19 protein-coding genes are annotated in these 17,067 nt (G+C 66.4%); 10 read left to right on the top strand and 9 right to left on the bottom strand.

The annotated features are described in order from the left end of the window. Positions 1–288: 288 nt before the first annotated feature. Both PRN20_RS07050 and PRN20_RS07055 read left to right on the top strand, forming a co-directional pair. The gene (locus PRN20_RS07050) at positions 289–927 is read left to right on the top strand and encodes a response regulator transcription factor (protein WP_273956528.1); all 639 of its coding nucleotides are present in this window, start codon (positions 289–291) and stop codon (positions 925–927) included. A 175-nt stretch (positions 928–1,102) separates the two neighbouring features. Next, a complete protein-coding gene (locus PRN20_RS07055; RefSeq protein ID WP_273956529.1) occupies positions 1,103–1,816 on the top strand; it encodes a glyoxalase superfamily protein in 714 nt (237 codons plus the stop codon). Between the two features lie 33 nt (positions 1,817–1,849). Here the strand turns inward: PRN20_RS07055 and PRN20_RS07060 are convergent, their stop codons facing one another. Both PRN20_RS07060 and hemA read right to left on the bottom strand, forming a co-directional pair. Next, positions 1,850–2,317 (bottom strand): GNAT family N-acetyltransferase, encoded by a 468-nt coding sequence (locus tag PRN20_RS07060; RefSeq protein ID WP_273956530.1) that lies wholly within the window; start codon positions 2,315–2,317, stop codon positions 1,850–1,852. Positions 2,318–2,357: 40 nt separating this feature from the next. Then, positions 2,358–3,638, bottom strand: coding sequence for a 5-aminolevulinate synthase (gene hemA, locus PRN20_RS07065; RefSeq protein ID WP_273956531.1), 1,281 nt, complete (start codon positions 3,636–3,638; stop codon positions 2,358–2,360). 385 nt (positions 3,639–4,023) lie between these two features. Here hemA and PRN20_RS07070 point away from each other — a divergent pair, with 385 nt between their 5' ends. Then, entirely contained in the window at positions 4,024–5,349 is a 1,326-nt protein-coding gene (locus tag PRN20_RS07070) for a hypothetical protein (protein WP_273956532.1), read from the top strand. Between the two features lie 150 nt (positions 5,350–5,499). Here PRN20_RS07070 and PRN20_RS07075 read toward each other — a convergent pair whose 3' ends face one another. Beyond that, the gene (locus PRN20_RS07075; RefSeq protein WP_273956533.1) at positions 5,500–6,504 is read right to left on the bottom strand and encodes an endonuclease/exonuclease/phosphatase family protein; all 1,005 of its coding nucleotides are present in this window, start codon (positions 6,502–6,504) and stop codon (positions 5,500–5,502) included. Between the two features lie 143 nt (positions 6,505–6,647). Here PRN20_RS07075 and PRN20_RS07080 point away from each other — a divergent pair, with 143 nt between their 5' ends. Both PRN20_RS07080 and PRN20_RS07085 read left to right on the top strand, forming a co-directional pair. After that, the gene (locus PRN20_RS07080) at positions 6,648–7,418 is read left to right on the top strand and encodes an SDR family NAD(P)-dependent oxidoreductase (protein ID WP_273956534.1); all 771 of its coding nucleotides are present in this window, start codon (positions 6,648–6,650) and stop codon (positions 7,416–7,418) included. Between the two features lie 129 nt (positions 7,419–7,547). After that, on the top strand, positions 7,548–8,213 hold the full coding sequence (locus tag PRN20_RS07085) for an OmpA family protein (RefSeq protein WP_273956535.1): 666 nt from the start codon (positions 7,548–7,550) through the stop codon (positions 8,211–8,213). A 49-nt stretch (positions 8,214–8,262) separates the two neighbouring features. Here the strand turns inward: PRN20_RS07085 and PRN20_RS07090 are convergent, their stop codons facing one another. From PRN20_RS07090 to PRN20_RS07105, 4 genes are all read right to left on the bottom strand, one after another. Next, positions 8,263–8,448, bottom strand: a complete 186-nt coding sequence (locus PRN20_RS07090; RefSeq protein ID WP_273956536.1) for a hypothetical protein — start codon at positions 8,446–8,448, stop codon at positions 8,263–8,265. Further along, positions 8,445–9,062 carry a sugar phosphate isomerase/epimerase family protein gene (locus PRN20_RS07095; RefSeq protein ID WP_273956537.1) on the bottom strand — a complete coding sequence of 206 codons (618 nt, stop codon included), beginning with the start codon at positions 9,060–9,062 and terminating at the stop codon, positions 8,445–8,447. Before PRN20_RS07095 ends, PRN20_RS07090 begins: the two co-directional genes overlap by 4 nt. A gap of 10 nt (positions 9,063–9,072) precedes the next feature. Next, positions 9,073–9,444, bottom strand: coding sequence for a cupin domain-containing protein (locus PRN20_RS07100; protein ID WP_273956538.1), 372 nt, complete (start codon positions 9,442–9,444; stop codon positions 9,073–9,075). 89 nt (positions 9,445–9,533) lie between these two features. After that, entirely contained in the window at positions 9,534–10,478 is a 945-nt protein-coding gene (locus PRN20_RS07105) for a S1C family serine protease (protein WP_273956539.1), read from the bottom strand. 139 nt (positions 10,479–10,617) lie between these two features. Between PRN20_RS07105 and PRN20_RS07110 the strand changes: the two genes are divergently transcribed. Together PRN20_RS07110 and PRN20_RS07115 are read left to right on the top strand one after the other, a co-directional pair. Continuing rightward, positions 10,618–11,481, top strand: a complete 864-nt coding sequence (locus PRN20_RS07110) for a S1C family serine protease (protein ID WP_273956540.1) — start codon at positions 10,618–10,620, stop codon at positions 11,479–11,481. Beyond that, positions 11,429–12,025, top strand: coding sequence for a helix-turn-helix transcriptional regulator (locus PRN20_RS07115; protein ID WP_273956541.1), 597 nt, complete (start codon positions 11,429–11,431; stop codon positions 12,023–12,025). The genes PRN20_RS07110 and PRN20_RS07115 overlap by 53 nt, the downstream gene beginning before the upstream one ends. 56 nt (positions 12,026–12,081) lie before the next feature. Here the strand turns inward: PRN20_RS07115 and coaA are convergent, their stop codons facing one another. Together coaA and coaBC are read right to left on the bottom strand one after the other, a co-directional pair. Next, complete coding sequence (gene coaA / locus PRN20_RS07120) at positions 12,082–13,041, bottom strand: type I pantothenate kinase (RefSeq protein WP_273956542.1); 960 nt, start codon at positions 13,039–13,041, stop codon at positions 12,082–12,084. Next, on the bottom strand, positions 13,038–14,255 hold the full coding sequence (gene coaBC / locus PRN20_RS07125; RefSeq protein WP_273956543.1) for a bifunctional phosphopantothenoylcysteine decarboxylase/phosphopantothenate--cysteine ligase CoaBC: 1,218 nt from the start codon (positions 14,253–14,255) through the stop codon (positions 13,038–13,040). Before coaBC ends, coaA begins: the two co-directional genes overlap by 4 nt. A 119-nt stretch (positions 14,256–14,374) precedes the next feature. Here coaBC and PRN20_RS07130 point away from each other — a divergent pair, with 119 nt between their 5' ends. The 3 genes from PRN20_RS07130 to PRN20_RS07140 are packed head-to-tail and all read left to right on the top strand — an operon-like array spanning position 14,375 to position 16,966. Then, on the top strand, positions 14,375–15,373 hold the full coding sequence (locus PRN20_RS07130) for an ABC transporter ATP-binding protein (RefSeq protein WP_273956544.1): 999 nt from the start codon (positions 14,375–14,377) through the stop codon (positions 15,371–15,373). Continuing rightward, on the top strand, positions 15,370–16,164 hold the full coding sequence (locus PRN20_RS07135; RefSeq protein WP_273956545.1) for an ABC transporter permease: 795 nt from the start codon (positions 15,370–15,372) through the stop codon (positions 16,162–16,164). Before PRN20_RS07130 ends, PRN20_RS07135 begins: the two co-directional genes overlap by 4 nt. A gap of 4 nt (positions 16,165–16,168) precedes the next feature. After that, on the top strand, positions 16,169–16,966 hold the full coding sequence (locus PRN20_RS07140) for an ABC transporter permease (RefSeq protein ID WP_273956546.1): 798 nt from the start codon (positions 16,169–16,171) through the stop codon (positions 16,964–16,966). Positions 16,967–17,067: the final 101 nt, after the last annotated feature.

Below are 17,067 nucleotides of genomic sequence, written 5' to 3' on the forward strand. Positions count from 1 at the left end.
GGCAGGCACGACGTCCTATCTATTAGGAATAATGTCCTTGACAGGATGGCGATCCGGGATCTATTCCTGATTGCCATAGGGGCTCGCGCATACGTAGTTCCTCTAATCGGAGGGCGAGAACACTTGTTGCATTCTGTGACCCGTTATTTCGGGGCACCGGCCTGGAACTGTGCCAGGCAGCAACAAGGGTTGTGATGTGGAGCGCGTGCGCCCGGTAGAGCTGCGTGGATCATTGCTGCCCGCTGGGCAGGTCAGGCGATCCGGTTGCCCGTTGCTTCGGAGGACGTCGTGACTGACTCTTTCTACTACCCATCATATTTGCACAGGGATCTTCTGATCCACGTTCTCGACGCCGATGCATCGACCTGCGAGGCGTTGAGCGTGCTGTTCCGCCTCGAGGGCTTCCAGACGGCGGTCTCGCTCGATGCCGACAGTTTCCTCCGCGCCGTCCAGCGTCGCCGGCCGGACGCCGCGATCGTCAATATCCGCATCGGGCAGGAAGATGGCCTCGCCATCCTCAGGCGCATCAAGACCATGCGAACGGGCACGCCAGTGTTCATCATCGAGGACAGCCCGGAGGTCGATACGGCGGTACTGGCCATGAAGGCGGGCGCATCCGACGTCTTCCCCAAACCGATCGCCGCCGAGCGCCTGGTGCGGGCGGTGCGCGAAGCGCTGCAGCAGGACATCCAGCTCGGAACGGTGGCCGAAGGCGGGCGACGCCACGTCGAGGTCCGCGGCTTCGAGCAGCTGACGCCGCGCGAGCGCGAGGTGTTGCAACTCATCACCAACGGCCAGTCGAACAAGGAAGCCGGCCGCGAACTCGGCATCTCCCCGCGCACCATCGAGGTCCATCGCGCCCGCGTCATGGAAAAGCTCGGCGCCCGCAACACCGCCGACCTGATGCGGATCGTGCTGACGAGCTAGGGTTTGACAGACTCGCCGGTCGCGGCTTTGATCGATCCCGGCCGGTGCAGCCTGCCGCTCGCGCCCTTCCGGGCATGGTGAATGCACTGATCGACCGCCGGGTTCTGGACCTCATCGGACAGCCCGTCAGCAACGCGAGCACTGACCCCAGCGCTGTCCGCCCGAGGATCAGACCATGCATTCTTTCGTCGATGCCAAGCTCATGGCAAAAACCCTGCGCCAGTCGCTCGCCGGGCGCGGGCACGCCGTTTCCCATTCCGAGGCGCTCGAACTCGTGGCGCAGCAGTTCGGCCTCGCCAACTGGAACATGCTTGCGGCCCGGATCGAAGCCACAAGCCTGCCGGCGCTCGCGCTGCCGGGCGGGTGGCACGTCGCGGGGCACACCAATGAGCGCAACTATCGGCTCGGCCTCGATCCCGACCGGCCCGGGACGGCGCTCATCGAAAGCCGACCTGATCGCGAGGAGGCGATCGATCGCGCGGCCGGCGAGACGGGCGTGCTCATGCAGTCGATCCTCGCCGATCCCTGGCGCGGCCATCGCCTGCTGCTCACCGCCAAACTTCGCACCGACGCAGCCGAGACGGCGACGCTGTGGATGCGTGTCGATCCGGCCGAAGGCCGCTATCTCCACTTTGACAACCTGATGCAGCGGCCGGGTGGGCCACTCGAAGGCACCCACGGCTGGACCGAGCGACGCATCGTGCTCGAGGTGCCACCTGGCGCGGCCACCATCCGCTACGGCTTCTTCCTCCGGGGAACGGGCAGGGTCTGGGCTCGCAGCTTCAAGCTGGAAGCCGTGGGTGCGGATGTCCCCACCACCGAGCCCGGCCCACGCTACCTGGCGCGCCCCACCAATCTCGACTTCGGTGGCGAGCCCCACGGGGCGTGAAGCCGTGAGAGGACGGGCGCCTCCGGGCGCCCGTCAGTCCGGGAGGCGCTTGCTGAGATGGAGCGTCGTGCCGCCCATGAACGGCTCGCTGCGCGCCGTGACGTAGCCGACGCTGTGATAGAGCCGGACATTGGACTCGAAGGCGGCATTGGTCAGCAGGCGAAGCTCGGTCCGGCCGTGGCGGGCGGCGAGGCTCTCGGCGTGAGCAAGCAGGCGCCGGCCATGGCCCCGGCCCTGGACTTCCGGCGCGACCGCGAGGTTCTCGATCCAGAGGTGTTCGTCATGCAGCCGGGTCTCGATCAGGCCCAGCAGCCGCCCGTCAGCGATGAGGAGGTCGAACCGGTGGCGGCGCAGGGCCGCATCGTAGTCGGCCAGCATCGGTCGCGGTTCGCGGCCGATCACCGGTATCCAGCGGGCATAGGCGGCACGCACGAGCGTCCGGATGGCTTCCGCATGCTGCGGGCCGGCCTCGACCAGTTGCGGCTCGGGAGTTGCAGCCATTGCTACTCCGTCGCTACCGGTCAGGGCGCATGCGGCCCGATCAGCCGCCGACGCCCGGCAGGGTCAGGTCGCCGCTGGTAAGCTTTTCGGCGCTGACGCGCGGCGCCGGCCGCTCGCGCGGCAGCTCGAGGCTGGCCCAGACGCTGACCAGCGCATGCCGAAGCTCGATGATCATCTCGTCGGTATGCAGCGGAGTCGGCGTGATGCGGAGCCGCTCCGTGCCCTTGGGCACGGTCGGGTAGTTGATCGGCTGGATGTAGATGTTGTGCTTTTCCATCAGCATGTCGCTGGCGGCCTTGCACAGGCGCGCATCGCCGACGATCACCGGCACGATATGGGTGTCGGTCCTGAGGACCGGCAGGCCGGCATCGGCAAGGATGTCCTTGGTCAGCTGCGCCTGGCGAAGCTGGCCTTCGCGCTCCACCGACGAGACCTTGAGGTGCTCGATCGAGGCGCGCGCCGCGGCGCAGAGCGCCGGGGGCAGGGCGGTGGTGAAGATGAACTCGGGCGCGTAGGAGCGCACCGCATCGATGATGGCGCGGTTGGCAGCGATGTAGCCGCCCATGACGCCGAAGCCCTTGGCCAGCGTGCCCTCGATGACGTCGATCCGGCCCATCAGCCCATCACGGTCGGCGATGCCGCCACCGCGCGGGCCGTACATGCCCACCGCATGGACTTCGTCGATATAGGTGAGGGCGCCGAATTCCTCGGCGAGGTCGCAGATCTCGGCGATCGGCGCAACGTCGCCATCCATAGAGTAGACCGACTCGAACACGATGAGCTTCGGACGCTTGCGATCGACCGAGGCGAGGAGCTCGCGCAGGTGGCCGAGGTCGTTGTGGCGGAAGATCTTCTTTTCCATACCGCTCTGACGCACGCCCTGGATCATCGAGGCGTGGTTGAGCTGGTCCGAGAAGATCACGCAATCGGGCAGCAGCCGGCCGATCGTGGCGATCGAGGCTTCGTTCGAGACAAAGCCTGAGGTGAAGACGAGGGCCGATTCCTTGCGGTGCAGGTCGGCGAGCGAACGCTCGAGCTCGACCAGCGGGCGGTTGGTGCCCGAGATATTGCGGGTGCCGCCGGCGCCGACGCCGAGATTGGCGGCCGTCTCCTGCATGGCGGCGATGGTCACCGGATGCTGGCCCATGCCCAGGTAATCGTTGGAGCACCAGATGGTGATCTCGCGCTCATTGTCCACCGCGTCGCGGTAGATGGCGCGCGGGAAGCGCCCGGCGATTCGCTCGAGGTCAGCAAAGACGCGGTAGCGCTTCTCCTGCCGCAACGCGTCTACGGCATCCTCGAAAAACCCGCGATAGTCCATTGTCCAAACTCTTCTAGCTGCAGGGTCGTTGCCCTGCTGGCAGACCCACCGGCCAGCGATAGCTAGACCCCTGTCCGCGTCATTGACATAGGTCAATTCGCCGCGCGGCGCCCAATACAAGTCATTGGCGCCGCTTTGGCTTGGCGGCGAACATTGGAACCATCCTAAACAATCGGTTCGCGTGTGCCAACGGGTTCGCACTGTCGTCCGGACAGGGTGCTTATTTGTCCGAAGTGGGTTATCTTCTTGTTCAGAATGTGTTCAGGCGCACCATGCGACCGGGGAACGGAACGCGCCGCTACGCATTGGCGGCTCCGACGCCTTCCGTTGACCGGGCCCCGGCGACGTCTACTATCGAACCGAGGAACCAGGGGGGAACCGCCAAATGAAGAGTTTTTCTTCTTCGAGCTTTGCCAACGACCACGCCGAGTTGCTCGACCTCGCGCTCGCCGCGGTCAACAAGCATCCGCAGGCGCTGTTCACCGATTTCCAGTGGTTCCTCTATGAGGCGCGCGACACGGTGTTCTTCACCGCTCCCTCACGCACGACGTTCACCCGGGAGTCGCTCGGCAACCTCGTCGCCGACATGGTGGCCCTGGCCCCGCAACTGACCCATGGTTTCGTCGGGGCCCGTCCCGGCCAGCCCTTCCCCAAGCACCTGCTCGACGCCATCACGCACATCGAGGAAGTCGACGATTTCGACGGCTATCCGGACAAGTGGATCAGCAAGTCCGAAGACATCTTCGCGCGTGACGACCTGCCGCTGTTCCGCGTCTCCGCTGCCGTCCGCCGCGGTGGTCCGGATGCCCAGGGCCGCGCCTCGATGATCCAGGTCCGCTCGAGCCACGCCCTGCTCGAAGGCTCGGACTCGGCATTGCTGACCCGCTCGGCCTCGGCCAGCCACGGCATCATGAGCGACAAGTCCAACAAGGTCGGCCTCGGCGCCCGCATCAAGGGAAAGCTGCGCGGCTGGTCGATGACCTGGACCTACGTGATCCTCGCGAACCTCCTCTCGCCGCCGGAGCGGCCGTGGGGCTTCAGGACGCTCGCGCTCAAGCGTCACCGGTTGCGCCTGCTCGCCAACAAGCTGGGCGTCAGGCAGCGTTCGCTGATGTTCGCGCTCGTCACCTATGCGCTGAACGGCGAGGGCGCCGAGAAGTACATGAGCAAGAAGGTGATCGGCGCTGCCTACACCATGCTCGACGGCCGCCGGAACGATGCCGACGACGACTTCTTCCGGGTCCGCGCCCTCACCGCCCGCTTCAAGGTGAAGGACGACTTCGTCGCCTTCGTGCGCGAGATCGACGAGACGGTCGGCCACATCGAGCAGAAGGACATCACCAAGTTCCAGGTGATGATGAACTCGATGTTCCACACCCTGCGCGGCCTAAACCGTTTCTGGAAGGGCCTGCCCGGCAAGCGCTTCTGGCGCTTCAACGGCGGCATGCACATCGTGCTGACGCTGGTGCCGCCGCACCGCACCTATGGTCCGATGACGCACGGCATGATGGAGCCGATCTACTGCGGCGCATGGCACCCGGCCGCCAATATCTGCACCTTCTGCCCCGGCCGCGAATACGTGACGTTCAACTTCTCGATGGATACGCGCCACATCGCCAATGTCGACAAGATCGAGGAACTGCTCGCCAAGGTCGAGGCGATGGACATCGCGCCGACCGGCAGGGTGGTTGTCGAGGACGAGGCGCTCTAGAGCTGAGGTCCGAACAACCGGTCCACCCCTCATCCGCCCGTGGGGCACCTTCTCCCGCAGGGGAGAAGGTTCCACTGCGATGCATGGGGGCGGCCCTCTCCCTTGATTGGAGAAGGTGGGCGAAGCCCGGATGAGGGTGGGGGCGGCCTGCTAACGCAGCCCCTCGACCTCGAGTACGACCATATCGTGATCCGACAGCACCTCGCCATCGGACGCCACCGAAGAGACGATCCGGCTTGATGCCACTTCCACCCCGCGAGTCAGGAACCAGTCGAGCTTCCATGTGCCGCGCGGGTTGCGGCTGACGCGGCTGGGGCGCGTCGTGGTCTGGTCGAGCGGACCGCCATGCCGCTCGAAGCTGCGGCCATAGGCGTGGGCGAACAGCGTCTCCTTCTCGAAGTCGCCATTGTCGGCGAGCCCGGTGTTGAGGTCGCCGCCGATGATCACCGGTGTGTCGCCGGCGAGGGCATCGATGGCGTCGATCAGCCCGCGCATCTGCGTTTCGCGATAGGTGGCGTCGCCCCGGTTCTCGAGATGCACCGAGACGGCATAAAGCGGACCTGCCGTGGTCATCACTGCCGCGGCGATGGCGCAGCGCGTGCCGATCCGCTTCGCCGGCGTTTCGGGCGTGAACCAATGGCCGTGCGCCTCGAGCCGGATCATCGCTGGTGACTGCAGGGCCGCGCGGGCCAGCAGCGCGTTGCCGTGGAAGCCGTGGAGGTTGAAGTCGTCCTCGCAAAACGCGAGCTCCACATCGGCGCCCAGCTCGAGCTCCAGAAACTCGACGCCGAAGGCATGCGCCATGTCGAGCCGGGTCGCGATATCGCGCGAGGTGTGCCGCTGCTTCGTGCGCGCCATGCCGTTGTCGACTTCGGAGAGCAGCACGAGTTCCGCGCCCTCGCGCCCGAGCATGTCGGCCGACTTCTCGACATTGTAGCAGCGCTCGAGGTTCCACGCCGCGACGGTCAGCGGAAAGCTCAGGGGTTCTGCCAGCACGGTGGCGGGAGCCTCGACCCGCTGCAGGCAGGCGAGCCCGGCCATGGCCGATGCGTGGTTGGCTTCGGTGCGCTCGAGCGCAGCGAGGCGGTCGCGCTCCACTTGGGAGGGACCGTTGAGAGGGGCGGTCTGGGCGGGTTTGACGAGGTCGGGAAGCACAGCTTGATCATCCGGGCAACGGGAAGGAAGCCGCCCATAGCCGCGTCGCGTGTCGGCCCGGTGACAGGCGAGGTTCGTCCTGCCTTGCCGACGTACGTTCCTCACGCTAAACCGCCGCCCAACGAATTTCTTTGGGGGAACCGATGTCCGACTACGCCAGCTATCCAAGCCTCAACGGCATGCCCGTCATCATCTCGGGCGGTGCCTCGGGCATCGGCGAGGGCATCGTCCGCGCCTTTGCGGCGCAGGGCAGCAAGGTGGGCTTCGTCGATATCGCCGGGGAGGCAGGCGACAAGCTGGCCGCCGAACTCAACGCGGCGGGTGCCACCACCATGTTCACGCGCTGCGACATCACCGATGTCGGCGCCTACCAGGCTGCCATCCGTGGCTTCGAGGCGGCGCACGGCCCGACGCTGGCGCTCGTCAACAACGCCGCCAATGACCAGCGCCACCAGATCAAGGACATCACGCCCGAGCAGTGGGACCAGAATATCGCGGTCAACCTCAAGCACGCGTTCTTCGCGGCCCAGGCCGTGGCGCCCGGCATGATCGCGGCGGGCAAGGGCTCGATCGTCAACTTCGGCTCGGTGAGCTGGATGACCAACTCGGCCGAACTCACCGTCTACACCGCCGCCAAGGCCGCCATGCACGGCATGTCCCGCTCGATGGCGCGCGAGTACGGCCCGCACGGCATCCGCGCCAACACGCTCGTGCCGGGCTGGATCATGACCGAGCGACAGCTCTCGCTGTGGGCCACACCGGAAGCGCTGGCCATGCTCGACCAGGCTCAGCCGCTCAAGGGTCGCCTCTACCCCGAGGACATCGCCCGCATGGTGCTGTTCCTCGCCGCCGACGACTCCCGCATGATCTCGGGGCAGGATTTCCTCGTCGACGGCGGTTGGGCACACGGCTGACCGACGAGATTGCTTCCCCGCAAGGCAGTCCTCGACTATTAATCGGCGCGGGTTGCTCAGAAGCCACAATGTGACACCTTGCTGCCGCATTCGCTGGTGAGAACGCGCCGAACCTTTTGGGGGTACCTAATGAAGTCCAAAATCCTGGTCGCCGGCCTCGCGGCCCTGTCGCTGAGCGCCTGCACGTCCATCAATCCCTATACCGGTGACACCCAGCTCTCCAACACGACCGGCGGCGCGCTGATTGGCGCCGGCGGTGGTGCAGTCGTCGGTGGCATCCTCGGTGCTGCAACCGGCAGCGACCCGCGCGTCGCGGCGCTGATCGGCGCCGGCGTCGGCGGCCTCACCGGCGCGGCCATCGGCAGCTACATGGACCAGCAGGAGCGCGAGCTGCGCGCCCAGCTCCAGGGCACCGGCGTGTCTGTGACCCGCGTGGGCCAGCAGATCATCCTCAACATGCCGTCGAATATTACCTTCGCCACCGATTCCTCGACGGTGCAGCCGCAGTTCACCGAGACGCTGGTTTCAGTCGGCCTCGTGCTCAAGAAGTTCAACAAGACGGTCATCGACGTCTACGGCCACACCGACTCGCAGGGCTCGGACAGCTACAACCTGGACCTGAGCCAGAAGCGCGCCGTCTCGGTGGCGACCGTGCTCTCCAACCAGGGCGTCGACCAGCGCCGCTTCTACATCACCGGCAAGGGCGAGGCCGATCCGATCGCCTCGAACAGCACCGAAGCCGGCCGCTCGCAGAATCGCCGCGTCGAAATCCAGCTGTCGCCCATCCAGGGCTGATCGCCGATCGAGAACTGAAATGGCCCGGGACTACGTTCCCGGGCCATTTTCATTTGCTGATCGTCTGCGGCGGAGCTGTAGCCGGCGTATCCGGCGGCAGGTCCGAGACGGAGCCGCCTATCATCAGTTGCCCGAACAGCACGATGGCAACCAGGCTGGCGAGGCCAAGCAGGCCATAGCGCCACCAGGCAGTCGGTCCTGTCGCACCGATGGTCTCCTCGATCTTGTCGGTCACTTCGAGGGCGCTGTCCTCGGGCACCGCAATCGGCGCGCCGTTCTCGTCCACCAACTGGTCGACGCGGGCCACCTTCGGAGTGTGCCTGAAGTCGGTTGTCGCCATTTTCTCCCCTCCGGTTCGGGACTCAATGGCGCCACATAGTGCGACAGATCGGCGAGAAGCTTGAGTTCCGGCACGGCCGCGATCAGGTCGAGCGTGAACAGCAGGTCGTTGGTCATCCGGTCGCGATGCGTCTCCACGTAAACCGGGAAATCGACCTGTTCGATGAGCCGCACCCACCCTTCGGCGACGTGGACCGCTTCGGCCAGCGTACGTGGCCTGAGGTTGGGCTGGATGTTGATGTGGTGGACGCCATGGGCCGTCCCCCATTCGAGCGCCGGCTTGAGGCCGTCGATATCGGTGGGAAAGCAGAGCCCCTCGACCACGAGCCCGGCGCCACTGGCCAGCCGGCTCACCCGCTCGGCCTCCGCCTGGTCGATCCAGAGTGTCCCCAGCCCGTCGAAGCCGGCTCCGGCGATCAGCTCGATATTGGCCTCGAGTGACCGCTCCGGCGGCGCCCCCTTGAGGCCCAGCATCGACCAGAGGGACTGCAGTACCAGCAGCTTCTGCATGGCGACGCTCCTAGATCAGCACCACGCTTTCCTGCTCGTTGGGGTCGGTCCGCGCAATCAGCGCGCGCGCCACCTTGTCGGTGGGGTTGAACGGCTGATGCGGCACGCCGGCCGGGATGTAGACGTAGTCGCCCTCGTTCACATGGTCGAGAAGCTCCAGTTTCGGTCCGTGACGGAACGAGGTGCTGCCTTCGAGCATGAAGATCGCCGTCTCGTGGTTCTCGTGGTAGTGCGGCTTGGCCTCGGCACCCGGTGGCATCACCAGCATGTGCATGCAGATGGCCTTGGAGCCGGCCGACTGGGCCGAGACGCCGGCGAAATAATCGAGCCCCTGCTTGCCGCGGTACCCTTCGCTAGCCCGGATCACCTTGCACTCGGCCATTTGCACGTCTCCCATGATTTGGGGCGCATGCTATTGGCGGTGTGGGGGAGGGGCAAGGTTGCCGCACGTTCCGATGAGGGGGTCGTGCGCTACCCGGCCGGCCGCTGCGTCAGCACCACGTCCAGCTCGATCAGCCGCCCCTGCCGCAGGATCTGCAGCCTCACCTGCCTTCCGATGGCGTCAGCGGTGAGCATGCGCAGCAGCGGTCCCGGCCCTTCCACCGGCCGTCCATCGAGAGCGAGCAGCACGTCGCCCTCGCGGATGCCGGCGCGGTCCGCCGGTCCGCCCGAAATGACCGAGTGCAGCACCGCTGCCGAGCGGCTGCCGATATGCGCCGCATCGGCAACGCGCCGCGGCAGGTTCACCGTGTCCGCGGCGACGCCCAGATAGGCCCGCCGCACGGCCCCATGCTGCAGGATTTCGCCCAGCACGAGCTTCACGGTGTTGCTGGCAACCGCAAAGCAGATGCCCTGCGCACCGGCGATCATGGCCGTGCTGATGCCGACGACTTCGCCCAGGCTCGAGACCAGCGCGCCGCCCGAGTTGCCGGGGTTGAGCGCCGCATCCGTCTGGATCACGTCCTCGATCGGCCGGCCGGAGGGCGAGCGCAGGCTCCGGCCCAGCGCCGAAATGACCCCGGCAGTGACCGTCGACTCGAAGCCGAGCGGGTTGCCGATGGCGATCGCGATATGGCCGCGCTTCAGGCTGGCGCTGTCGCCGAGCGTTGCGATCGGCAGCGCCGTGCCGTCGACCTTGAGAATGGCGAGATCCGTGTCCGGGTCGGCACCAAGTACGCGCCCTGCGAGGCGGTGCCCGTCGGGGAGCGCGAGCAGCACGTCGCGGTTCTTGCCCACCACATGCGAATTGGTGACCACCAGCCCGTCCTGCGAGATGACGACACCCGAGCCGTGCCCCTTGCCGTCAGTCGTCACCATGCCCACGGCTGGCCCGACCGCTTCGGCCACGTCCGATACGGTGAGCGAGTAGGCGTCGAGCAGGTGCTCGTCGGTCTGAAGGGGCAGGGGAGTACCCACGGGCGTTCTCCGGTGAGTTCGGAATGTGAAATCATGTGGTCAGCCGACCGGCCCGCCGCGAGACTGCCCATATGGGGAGCTTTCGGCTTCCCGGCCTCGAGAGCAACCTTTTGCCCGGAACACTGGAGGGCTCTTCCCTATGGCCTACCCGGAATTGCAGGGGCTTTCGAACGCCCTGGCGGGCCTGACCGCAGACCTGTCGCCACGCATCATCGCGGTGCAGGGCACCGACGGGCGCGAGCTCTCCGGCTTCATCTGGCGCACCGGCCTTGCCGTCACCGCGCACGAGGCGCTCGAGGGCGAGGACGAGGCCGGCGTCCTCAAGTCCGACGGGACGATCCTGACGGCCCAGATCGCCGGCCGCGATCCGACCACCGACATTGCGCTGCTGAAATTTGACACCGGCGAGTTCGCCGAACCCGCTCACGCTGCCATCCCAGCCCCGGGCTCACTATCCGTGCTGGTAGGACGCGGCGAATACTCGACGCTCTCGAGCCTCGTCTCGATCAGCGAGGTCGGTGGAGCCTGGCGCAGCATGCGCTGCGGCGATATCGATGCCCGCATCCTGCTCGGCCTGCGCCTCTCGACGCGAGCGGAAGGCGCCGGGGTCTTCGCACCGGATGGCGCCCTGATCGGCATGGCCGTAACCGGCGCTGGCCGCCGTACTCTCGCCATCCCGGCCGCTACAATCGCCCGTGCCGTGGCAACCCTCGAGGACAAGGGCTATGTGCCGCGGGGCTGGCTCGGCGTCAGCCTCCATCCGCTCGGCCGGGACAGCGGCGCCATCGTCGTCGGCATCGAGCCGGAGAGCCCCGCTGCCAAAGGGGGCTTTCTTGTGGGCGACATAATCACCACATGGGGTGATAAGGAAGTCCACTCTGTGGGCGACGTGGCCGACCGGCTGGGGTCCGGCATGGTCGGAACGAACATCAATCTGGGAGTACTACGCGGTGGCAGTGCACTGGAACTCGAGATCACTATCGGCGAGCGCCCGCGGGGCTGAACGTCCCGTTGCGCAGTCTGTCCTCGGCGGACTGACGCTGGGTGTCGCCTTCGATCTCACCGACCCGGCGCTCGAAGCGGTGCTGCGCACCCTCGTTGCCGGCCGCGCCGATCTCTACGAGGCCAATCCTGATGAAGCCGAGGTGACGATTACTGATCGCCCCGCTTCGCTGGGCGGCGTCGTCGGCCCGCACCGCGTCTTGCGCGTTGGCGCGGACGAAGTGCGCCGCAATGCCATCGACAGCCTCGATCCTGTGCTCATCCTCGCCGCTGCGACGCTGATCGGCGCCGGCTATGCCCTCGAGCGCGATGCCTCTGAGGGCGAGCGCACGACGGCGGCCGTGCTCCCGCGGCTCAGCCAGCGCGAGCGCCAGGTGGCGGCCCTGCTGGTCGATGGTGCCAGCAACAAGGTGATCGCGCGCGAACTGGATATCTCGGTGCACACCGCCAAGTTCCACGTCACCGCCATTCTCGACAAGCTGCAGGCCCGCAATCGCGCCGACGCGGTGTCGATCCTCCTGCGCGAGGGACTGGTGGCGATCTAGGCTTGATGCTGAAAACCTGCAATGCAATCAAATCGTTGTAGGCACCTTGCCCGCAACTACACCAGCCTCAGCCACACCTGCTCGAGCAGGTGATCGCCGCCCTTCCTGAGGATGAGGTCCGCCCTCGACCGGGTCGGTGCGATGTTCTCGACAAGGTTCGGCAGGTTGATGGAGCGCCAGTTGTCCATCCCGAACTTGCCGGCTTCCTCCTTGCTCATGTCGGCATAGCGCTTGAAGAACGAGGCGGGGTTCCTGAACGCCGTCTCGCGCAGCCGGTAGAAGCGCTCCATGTACCAGCGCTCCAGGTCGTCGATATCCGCATCGACATAGATCGAGAAGTCGATGAAATCCGATGCGAAGCGGATGGGCTCACCGCCCTTGCCCGGCACACCCGGCTGCAGGATGTTGAGGCCCTCAACGATCAGCACATCCGGCCGATCGATGGTGACGTGCTCGCCCGGGATCACGTCGTAGACGAGGTGCGAGTAGAGCGGCACCTCGACATTGGCCTTGCCCGACTTGATGTCGGCAAGGAACCGCACCAGCCGCGCCCGATCATAGCTTTCGGGAAAGCCCTTCCGGCGCATGATGCCACGCTGGTTGAGTACCGCATTGGGCTGGAGGAAGCCGTCCGTCGTGACCAGGTCGACCTTGGGGCTCGACGGCCAGCGCTGCAGCAGCGCATGCAGGATGCGCGCCGTGGTCGACTTCCCCACCGCCACCGATCCGGCAATGCCGATGACGAAGGGCACCTTCGGCTCGTCCGTGTTCAGGAAGCGCTGCGACACCGTGTGGAGGTTCTGGATCGCCTCCACGTAGAATGAGAGCAGTCGCGACAGCGGCAGGTAGGCCCGCTCTGCCTCGTCGAGCGAGATCGGGTCGGACAGCGAACGCAGACGCACCACGTCCTCGGCGGTGAGCGTCATCGGCTCGTCTGCCCGCAGCGCTTCCCATTCGGCCTTGGTGAAACGGCGATAGGGCGTGCCGTCCCCGCCCTCGAGGAAGTCGCCGGTCAAGCTCTTGCCTGCCCGAGGCGATCGGCGATGACCTGCGCCAGCCGCTCGGCGACTTCGGCCTTGCCGAGTTCCGGCCAAGCCTCGGTGCTGTCCCGTGAGATCAGCGTCACCTTGTTGCGGTCGCCGCCCATCACGCCCGTCTCCGCTGACACGTCGTTGGCGACGATCAGGTCGGCGCCCTTGCGGGCCAGCTTGGCCTGTCCGTTGGCCAGCACGTCGTCCGTCTCCGCCGCAAAGCCGACGACGAGCGTCGGGCGCTGGCCGTGGTGGGCGATGGTGGCAAGGATATCCGGGTTCTCGACGAGGTCGAGCACCGGCACCTTCGCGGCGCCCGGCACCTTCTTGATCTTGCCGCTCGCCGCTTCAGCGACCCGCCAGTCCGCCACCGCGGCCACGAATACCGCGCCGTCGGCGGGCAGGGCGGCCTCTACCTCACTGAGCATTTCGCGGGCCGTTTCGACATGTACCGTCGTGACGCCCCTGGGATCGGCGATCGTCACCGGCCCCGTCACCAGCGTCACATCCGCCCCCAGCTTCGCCAAAGCAGCCGCGATTGCGTGGCCCTGCTTGCCCGATGAGCGGTTGGCGATGTAGCGCACCGGGTCGATCGGCTCATGCGTCGGCCCCGAGGTAACGACGAATTTCCGCCCCGCAAGCGGGCCGGGCGCACCCAGCAGGTCGACGACTGCGGCAAGGATCTCCGCCGGCTCCGCCATCCGGCCCTCGCCGGCTTCCCCCGCCTCGGCCATCTCGCCCCGGTTCGGACCGACGAAGCGCACGCCGTCGCCGGCGAGCGTTGCCCGGTTGCGCCGCGTCGCGGGATGCGACCACATCTTCGGGTTCATCGCCGGCGCGATCAGCACCGGCTTGTCGGTCGCCAGCAGCACCGCGCTTGCGAGATCATTGGCGGCCCCGGTCGCAAGCTTCGCCATCAGGTCGGCCGTCGCCGGCGCGACGACGATGAGGTCCGCCTCGCGCGACAGCCGGATGTGGCCGACATCGTGCTCGTCGTTGCGATCGAACAGGTCCGTGAACACGCGGTCTGCGCTGAGCGTCGCGACCGAAAGCGGCGTCACGAACTCCTGCGCCGCCGCCGTCATCACGCAGCGCACCCGCGCGCCCTCGTCGCGCAGCCGGCGGATCAGCTCCAGCGACTTGTAGGCGGCAATACCCCCGCCGATGACAAGCAGGACGCGCCGATCTCTGAGCTTCATGGGCCGCTCGCCGTTACGACAATCTCGAGCAAGCCCTCTACACGAAGTCGGCCCCTGCGCCTACCCGAGCGTCAGTCTGAGAATCGTGTAGCTCTGTATTGAGGTGAGGGGGATGTCGAATGGTTGAGGTCATCGAGGTACGGTCCGTATCCAAGACCTACCAGCAGCCCAAGCGCTTCCCCGGTGTCCTCGGCGCGCTCAAATCGCTCGTCACGCCTGAGTACACCGAAGTAAAGGCGGTCGCCGACGTGAGCTTCGGCATCCGCAAGGGCGAGGCGGTGGGCTATCTCGGGCCAAATGGCGCCGGCAAATCCACCATGATCAAGATGATGACCGGCATCCTCGTGCCGACATCGGGTTCGGTCAGCGTGCTTGGCTGCACGCCGCACGAAAGGCGCATGGAGATCGCCCGCCGGATCGGCGTCGTCTTCGGCCAGCGCAGCCAGCTCTGGTGGGACCTGCCGGTCGCGGACTCGTTCGAGCTGCACCGCCGCATCTACGACATCCCTGCCGCCCGCTACGCCGACAATCTCAGGCGCTTCGCCGAACTGCTCGAACTCGAACCCTTCCTCGACCGCGCGGTGCGGCAGCTCTCGCTCGGCCAGCGCATGCGCGCCGAGATCGTCATGGCCCTGCTGCACGACCCGCAGATCCTTTTCCTCGACGAGCCCACCATCGGCCTCGACGTCGTCGCCAAGGATGCCGTGCGCCGGTTCCTCGCCGAGGTTAACCGCGAGCGCGGCATCACCATCATCCTCACCACGCATGACCTGCAGGACATCGAGACCATCTGTCCCCGCCTGATCATGGTCGATCATGCACGGCTCGTTTTCGACGGCGAGCTGGGCCGGCTGCGCTCGGCGCTCGGCTCGGCCCGGCGGTTGACGCTGGAATTCACCACCGATCCGGGGCCGCTCCCCCTCACGACGGCCGTCCTGACGGCCGACGACGGGCTGCTCAAGCACTACCGGATCGAACGGGACGACGTCTCCCTGGTCGATGTCCTGACCGAGGTCGGTCCGGGTCGCGAGATCAAGGACATCGCGCTGGAGGAGCCCAACATCGAGGAGGTGATCCGCACCTTCTACCAGCGCAGGAACACGGCGGTTCCCGCATGAGCGCCTATCTTGCTTTCGCGCAGAGCGGCTTTCTCACCCAGCTCGCCTATCGCAACGAGGTGTGGGCCAACCTGTTTGGCAAGCTGGTGCAGGTCTTCGCCCGTGTCGCCATCTGGACGGCGATCTATGGTGGCGCCGGCGTCATCGGTGGCGTGAGCCTCGAGGAGATGGTGACCTATGCGCTGCTCGGCGGCGCCGTCACGGGAGCCGCGCGCTACGAGACCGTCGTCGGCGGTATCGGCCACGCGCTTAGAACGGGCGACGTCGCCGTCTGGCTGCTGAAGCCTGTGCACTTCCCTCTCTATGTCATCGCCAGCGAAGTCGGCCGGGCCCTATACCGCTTTACCTTCCTCGTCGTCCCCACGGTGATCTTCGTCGCCCTGTTCTACGGCATGCTGCCGCCGGCGAGCTTCTTTCATGGCGCGATGTTCGTCGCCTACTGGGTGCTGGCGCTGGCCATCTTCTTCCTGATCGCAGCCTTGTTCGGACTGGTTGCCTTCTGGCTCCTGACTTCCTTCTCGCTCGAATGGCTGATGCAGGCGCTGCTCAACCTGCTGGCCGGCCAGTTGATCCCGTTCTGGTTCTTCCCTGAACCGCTCGGCGCGATTGCCCGGCAACTGCCCTTCGCCTGGATCGTCTACTACCCGTCGGCCGTCTGGCTCGGCCGCCTCTCGCCTGAAGAGTGCCTGGCCCAGTTCGGCATCGGGCTGGGCTGGGCCGCGGCGCTCGCCTTTGGGGTGTGGCTGCTGTGGCGGCGCGCCTCGGGCCGTGTCGTCGTGCAGGGAGGCTGAGCCGATGCGCCAGCTCCGTATCGCCCTTCGCCTCGTGCTGATGCAGATCCGCTCGCAGATGGAGTATCGCGGCGCGTTCTGGATCGATCGCATCGCCCAGATCATCACCTACAGCAGCTCGCTGGCGGTGATCTGGCTGCTGGTCGACCGCTTCACCGAGCTTGCCGGCTGGCGTTGGCCGGACCTGCTGCTGCTCTACTCCTTCCATGTCCTCGGCTACGCAACCGGGGCAGCGATCAGCTTCACCCAGATGCGCGATCTCGAGGAGCGGGTGCGGCTGGGTACCTTCGACTCCCTCCTCACCAAGCCGATCAGCCCCTGGCTCTACATCGTCTTTTCAGGTTTCAACATCGGCTATGCCGGCCACATCCTCCTGGGCATCGCATTGATGGTCTGGGCGCTCTGGATCGCGCCGGTCGACTGGTCCCTGCTGACCATCGCCTACTTCATCGCCAGCCTCCTCAGCGCGGCGATGGTGACTGCGGCATTCCTGACCATGATCGGTCTCACCGCCCTGATCTGGGTCCGCTCGAACCACCTCTATTCGATCTTCTTCGGCTTCTGGGAGCTGACGCGCTACCCGCTCGACATCTTCCCGGTGGGCATCCAGGGCGTGATGCTGACCATTGTGCCGCTCGCCTTCACCAGCTCGGTTCCCGTTGCCGTGGTTCTCGGCAAACAGGTGCCCCTGCTTGGCGACTGGGCGCCCGCACTGGCGCTTCTGGCGGGCCCCTTCTTCGTCCTGCTCGCGGTGCTATGCTGGCGCGAGGCCGTCAATCGCTACCAGGGCGCCGGCGGCTAGCCGCAACGCGCCGCGGACGCGCTGCAGGTTATTGGGATTCCTGGCTCATCCCCGGCGCGCCTCGGGGTGGCATCCTAGGCGCCCACCAGCTGTTCATAGGG

This window comes from Devosia sp. ZB163 (genome assembly GCF_028613635.1).
GTDB lineage: Bacteria > Pseudomonadota > Alphaproteobacteria > Rhizobiales > Devosiaceae > Devosia_A.

Coding starts and splice junctions, on each gene's coding strand:
- PRN20_RS07055 (WP_273956529.1), top strand. CDS start 1,103: ATGCATTCTTTCGTCGATGCCAAGCTCATGGCAAAAACCCTGCGCCAG.
- PRN20_RS07060 (WP_273956530.1), bottom strand. CDS start 2,317: ATGGCTGCAACTCCCGAGCCGCAACTGGTCGAGGCCGGCCCGCAGCAT.
- hemA (WP_273956531.1), bottom strand. CDS start 3,638: ATGGACTATCGCGGGTTTTTCGAGGATGCCGTAGACGCGTTGCGGCAG.
- PRN20_RS07070 (WP_273956532.1), top strand. CDS start 4,024: ATGAAGAGTTTTTCTTCTTCGAGCTTTGCCAACGACCACGCCGAGTTG.
- PRN20_RS07080 (WP_273956534.1), top strand. CDS start 6,648: ATGTCCGACTACGCCAGCTATCCAAGCCTCAACGGCATGCCCGTCATC.
- PRN20_RS07085 (WP_273956535.1), top strand. CDS start 7,548: ATGAAGTCCAAAATCCTGGTCGCCGGCCTCGCGGCCCTGTCGCTGAGC.
- PRN20_RS07095 (WP_273956537.1), bottom strand. CDS start 9,062: ATGCAGAAGCTGCTGGTACTGCAGTCCCTCTGGTCGATGCTGGGCCTC.
- PRN20_RS07100 (WP_273956538.1), bottom strand. CDS start 9,444: ATGGCCGAGTGCAAGGTGATCCGGGCTAGCGAAGGGTACCGCGGCAAG.
- PRN20_RS07110 (WP_273956540.1), top strand. CDS start 10,618: ATGGCCTACCCGGAATTGCAGGGGCTTTCGAACGCCCTGGCGGGCCTG.
- coaBC (WP_273956543.1), bottom strand. CDS start 14,255: ATGAAGCTCAGAGATCGGCGCGTCCTGCTTGTCATCGGCGGGGGTATT.
- PRN20_RS07130 (WP_273956544.1), top strand. CDS start 14,375: ATGGTTGAGGTCATCGAGGTACGGTCCGTATCCAAGACCTACCAGCAG.
- PRN20_RS07135 (WP_273956545.1), top strand. CDS start 15,370: ATGAGCGCCTATCTTGCTTTCGCGCAGAGCGGCTTTCTCACCCAGCTC.
- PRN20_RS07140 (WP_273956546.1), top strand. CDS start 16,169: ATGCGCCAGCTCCGTATCGCCCTTCGCCTCGTGCTGATGCAGATCCGC.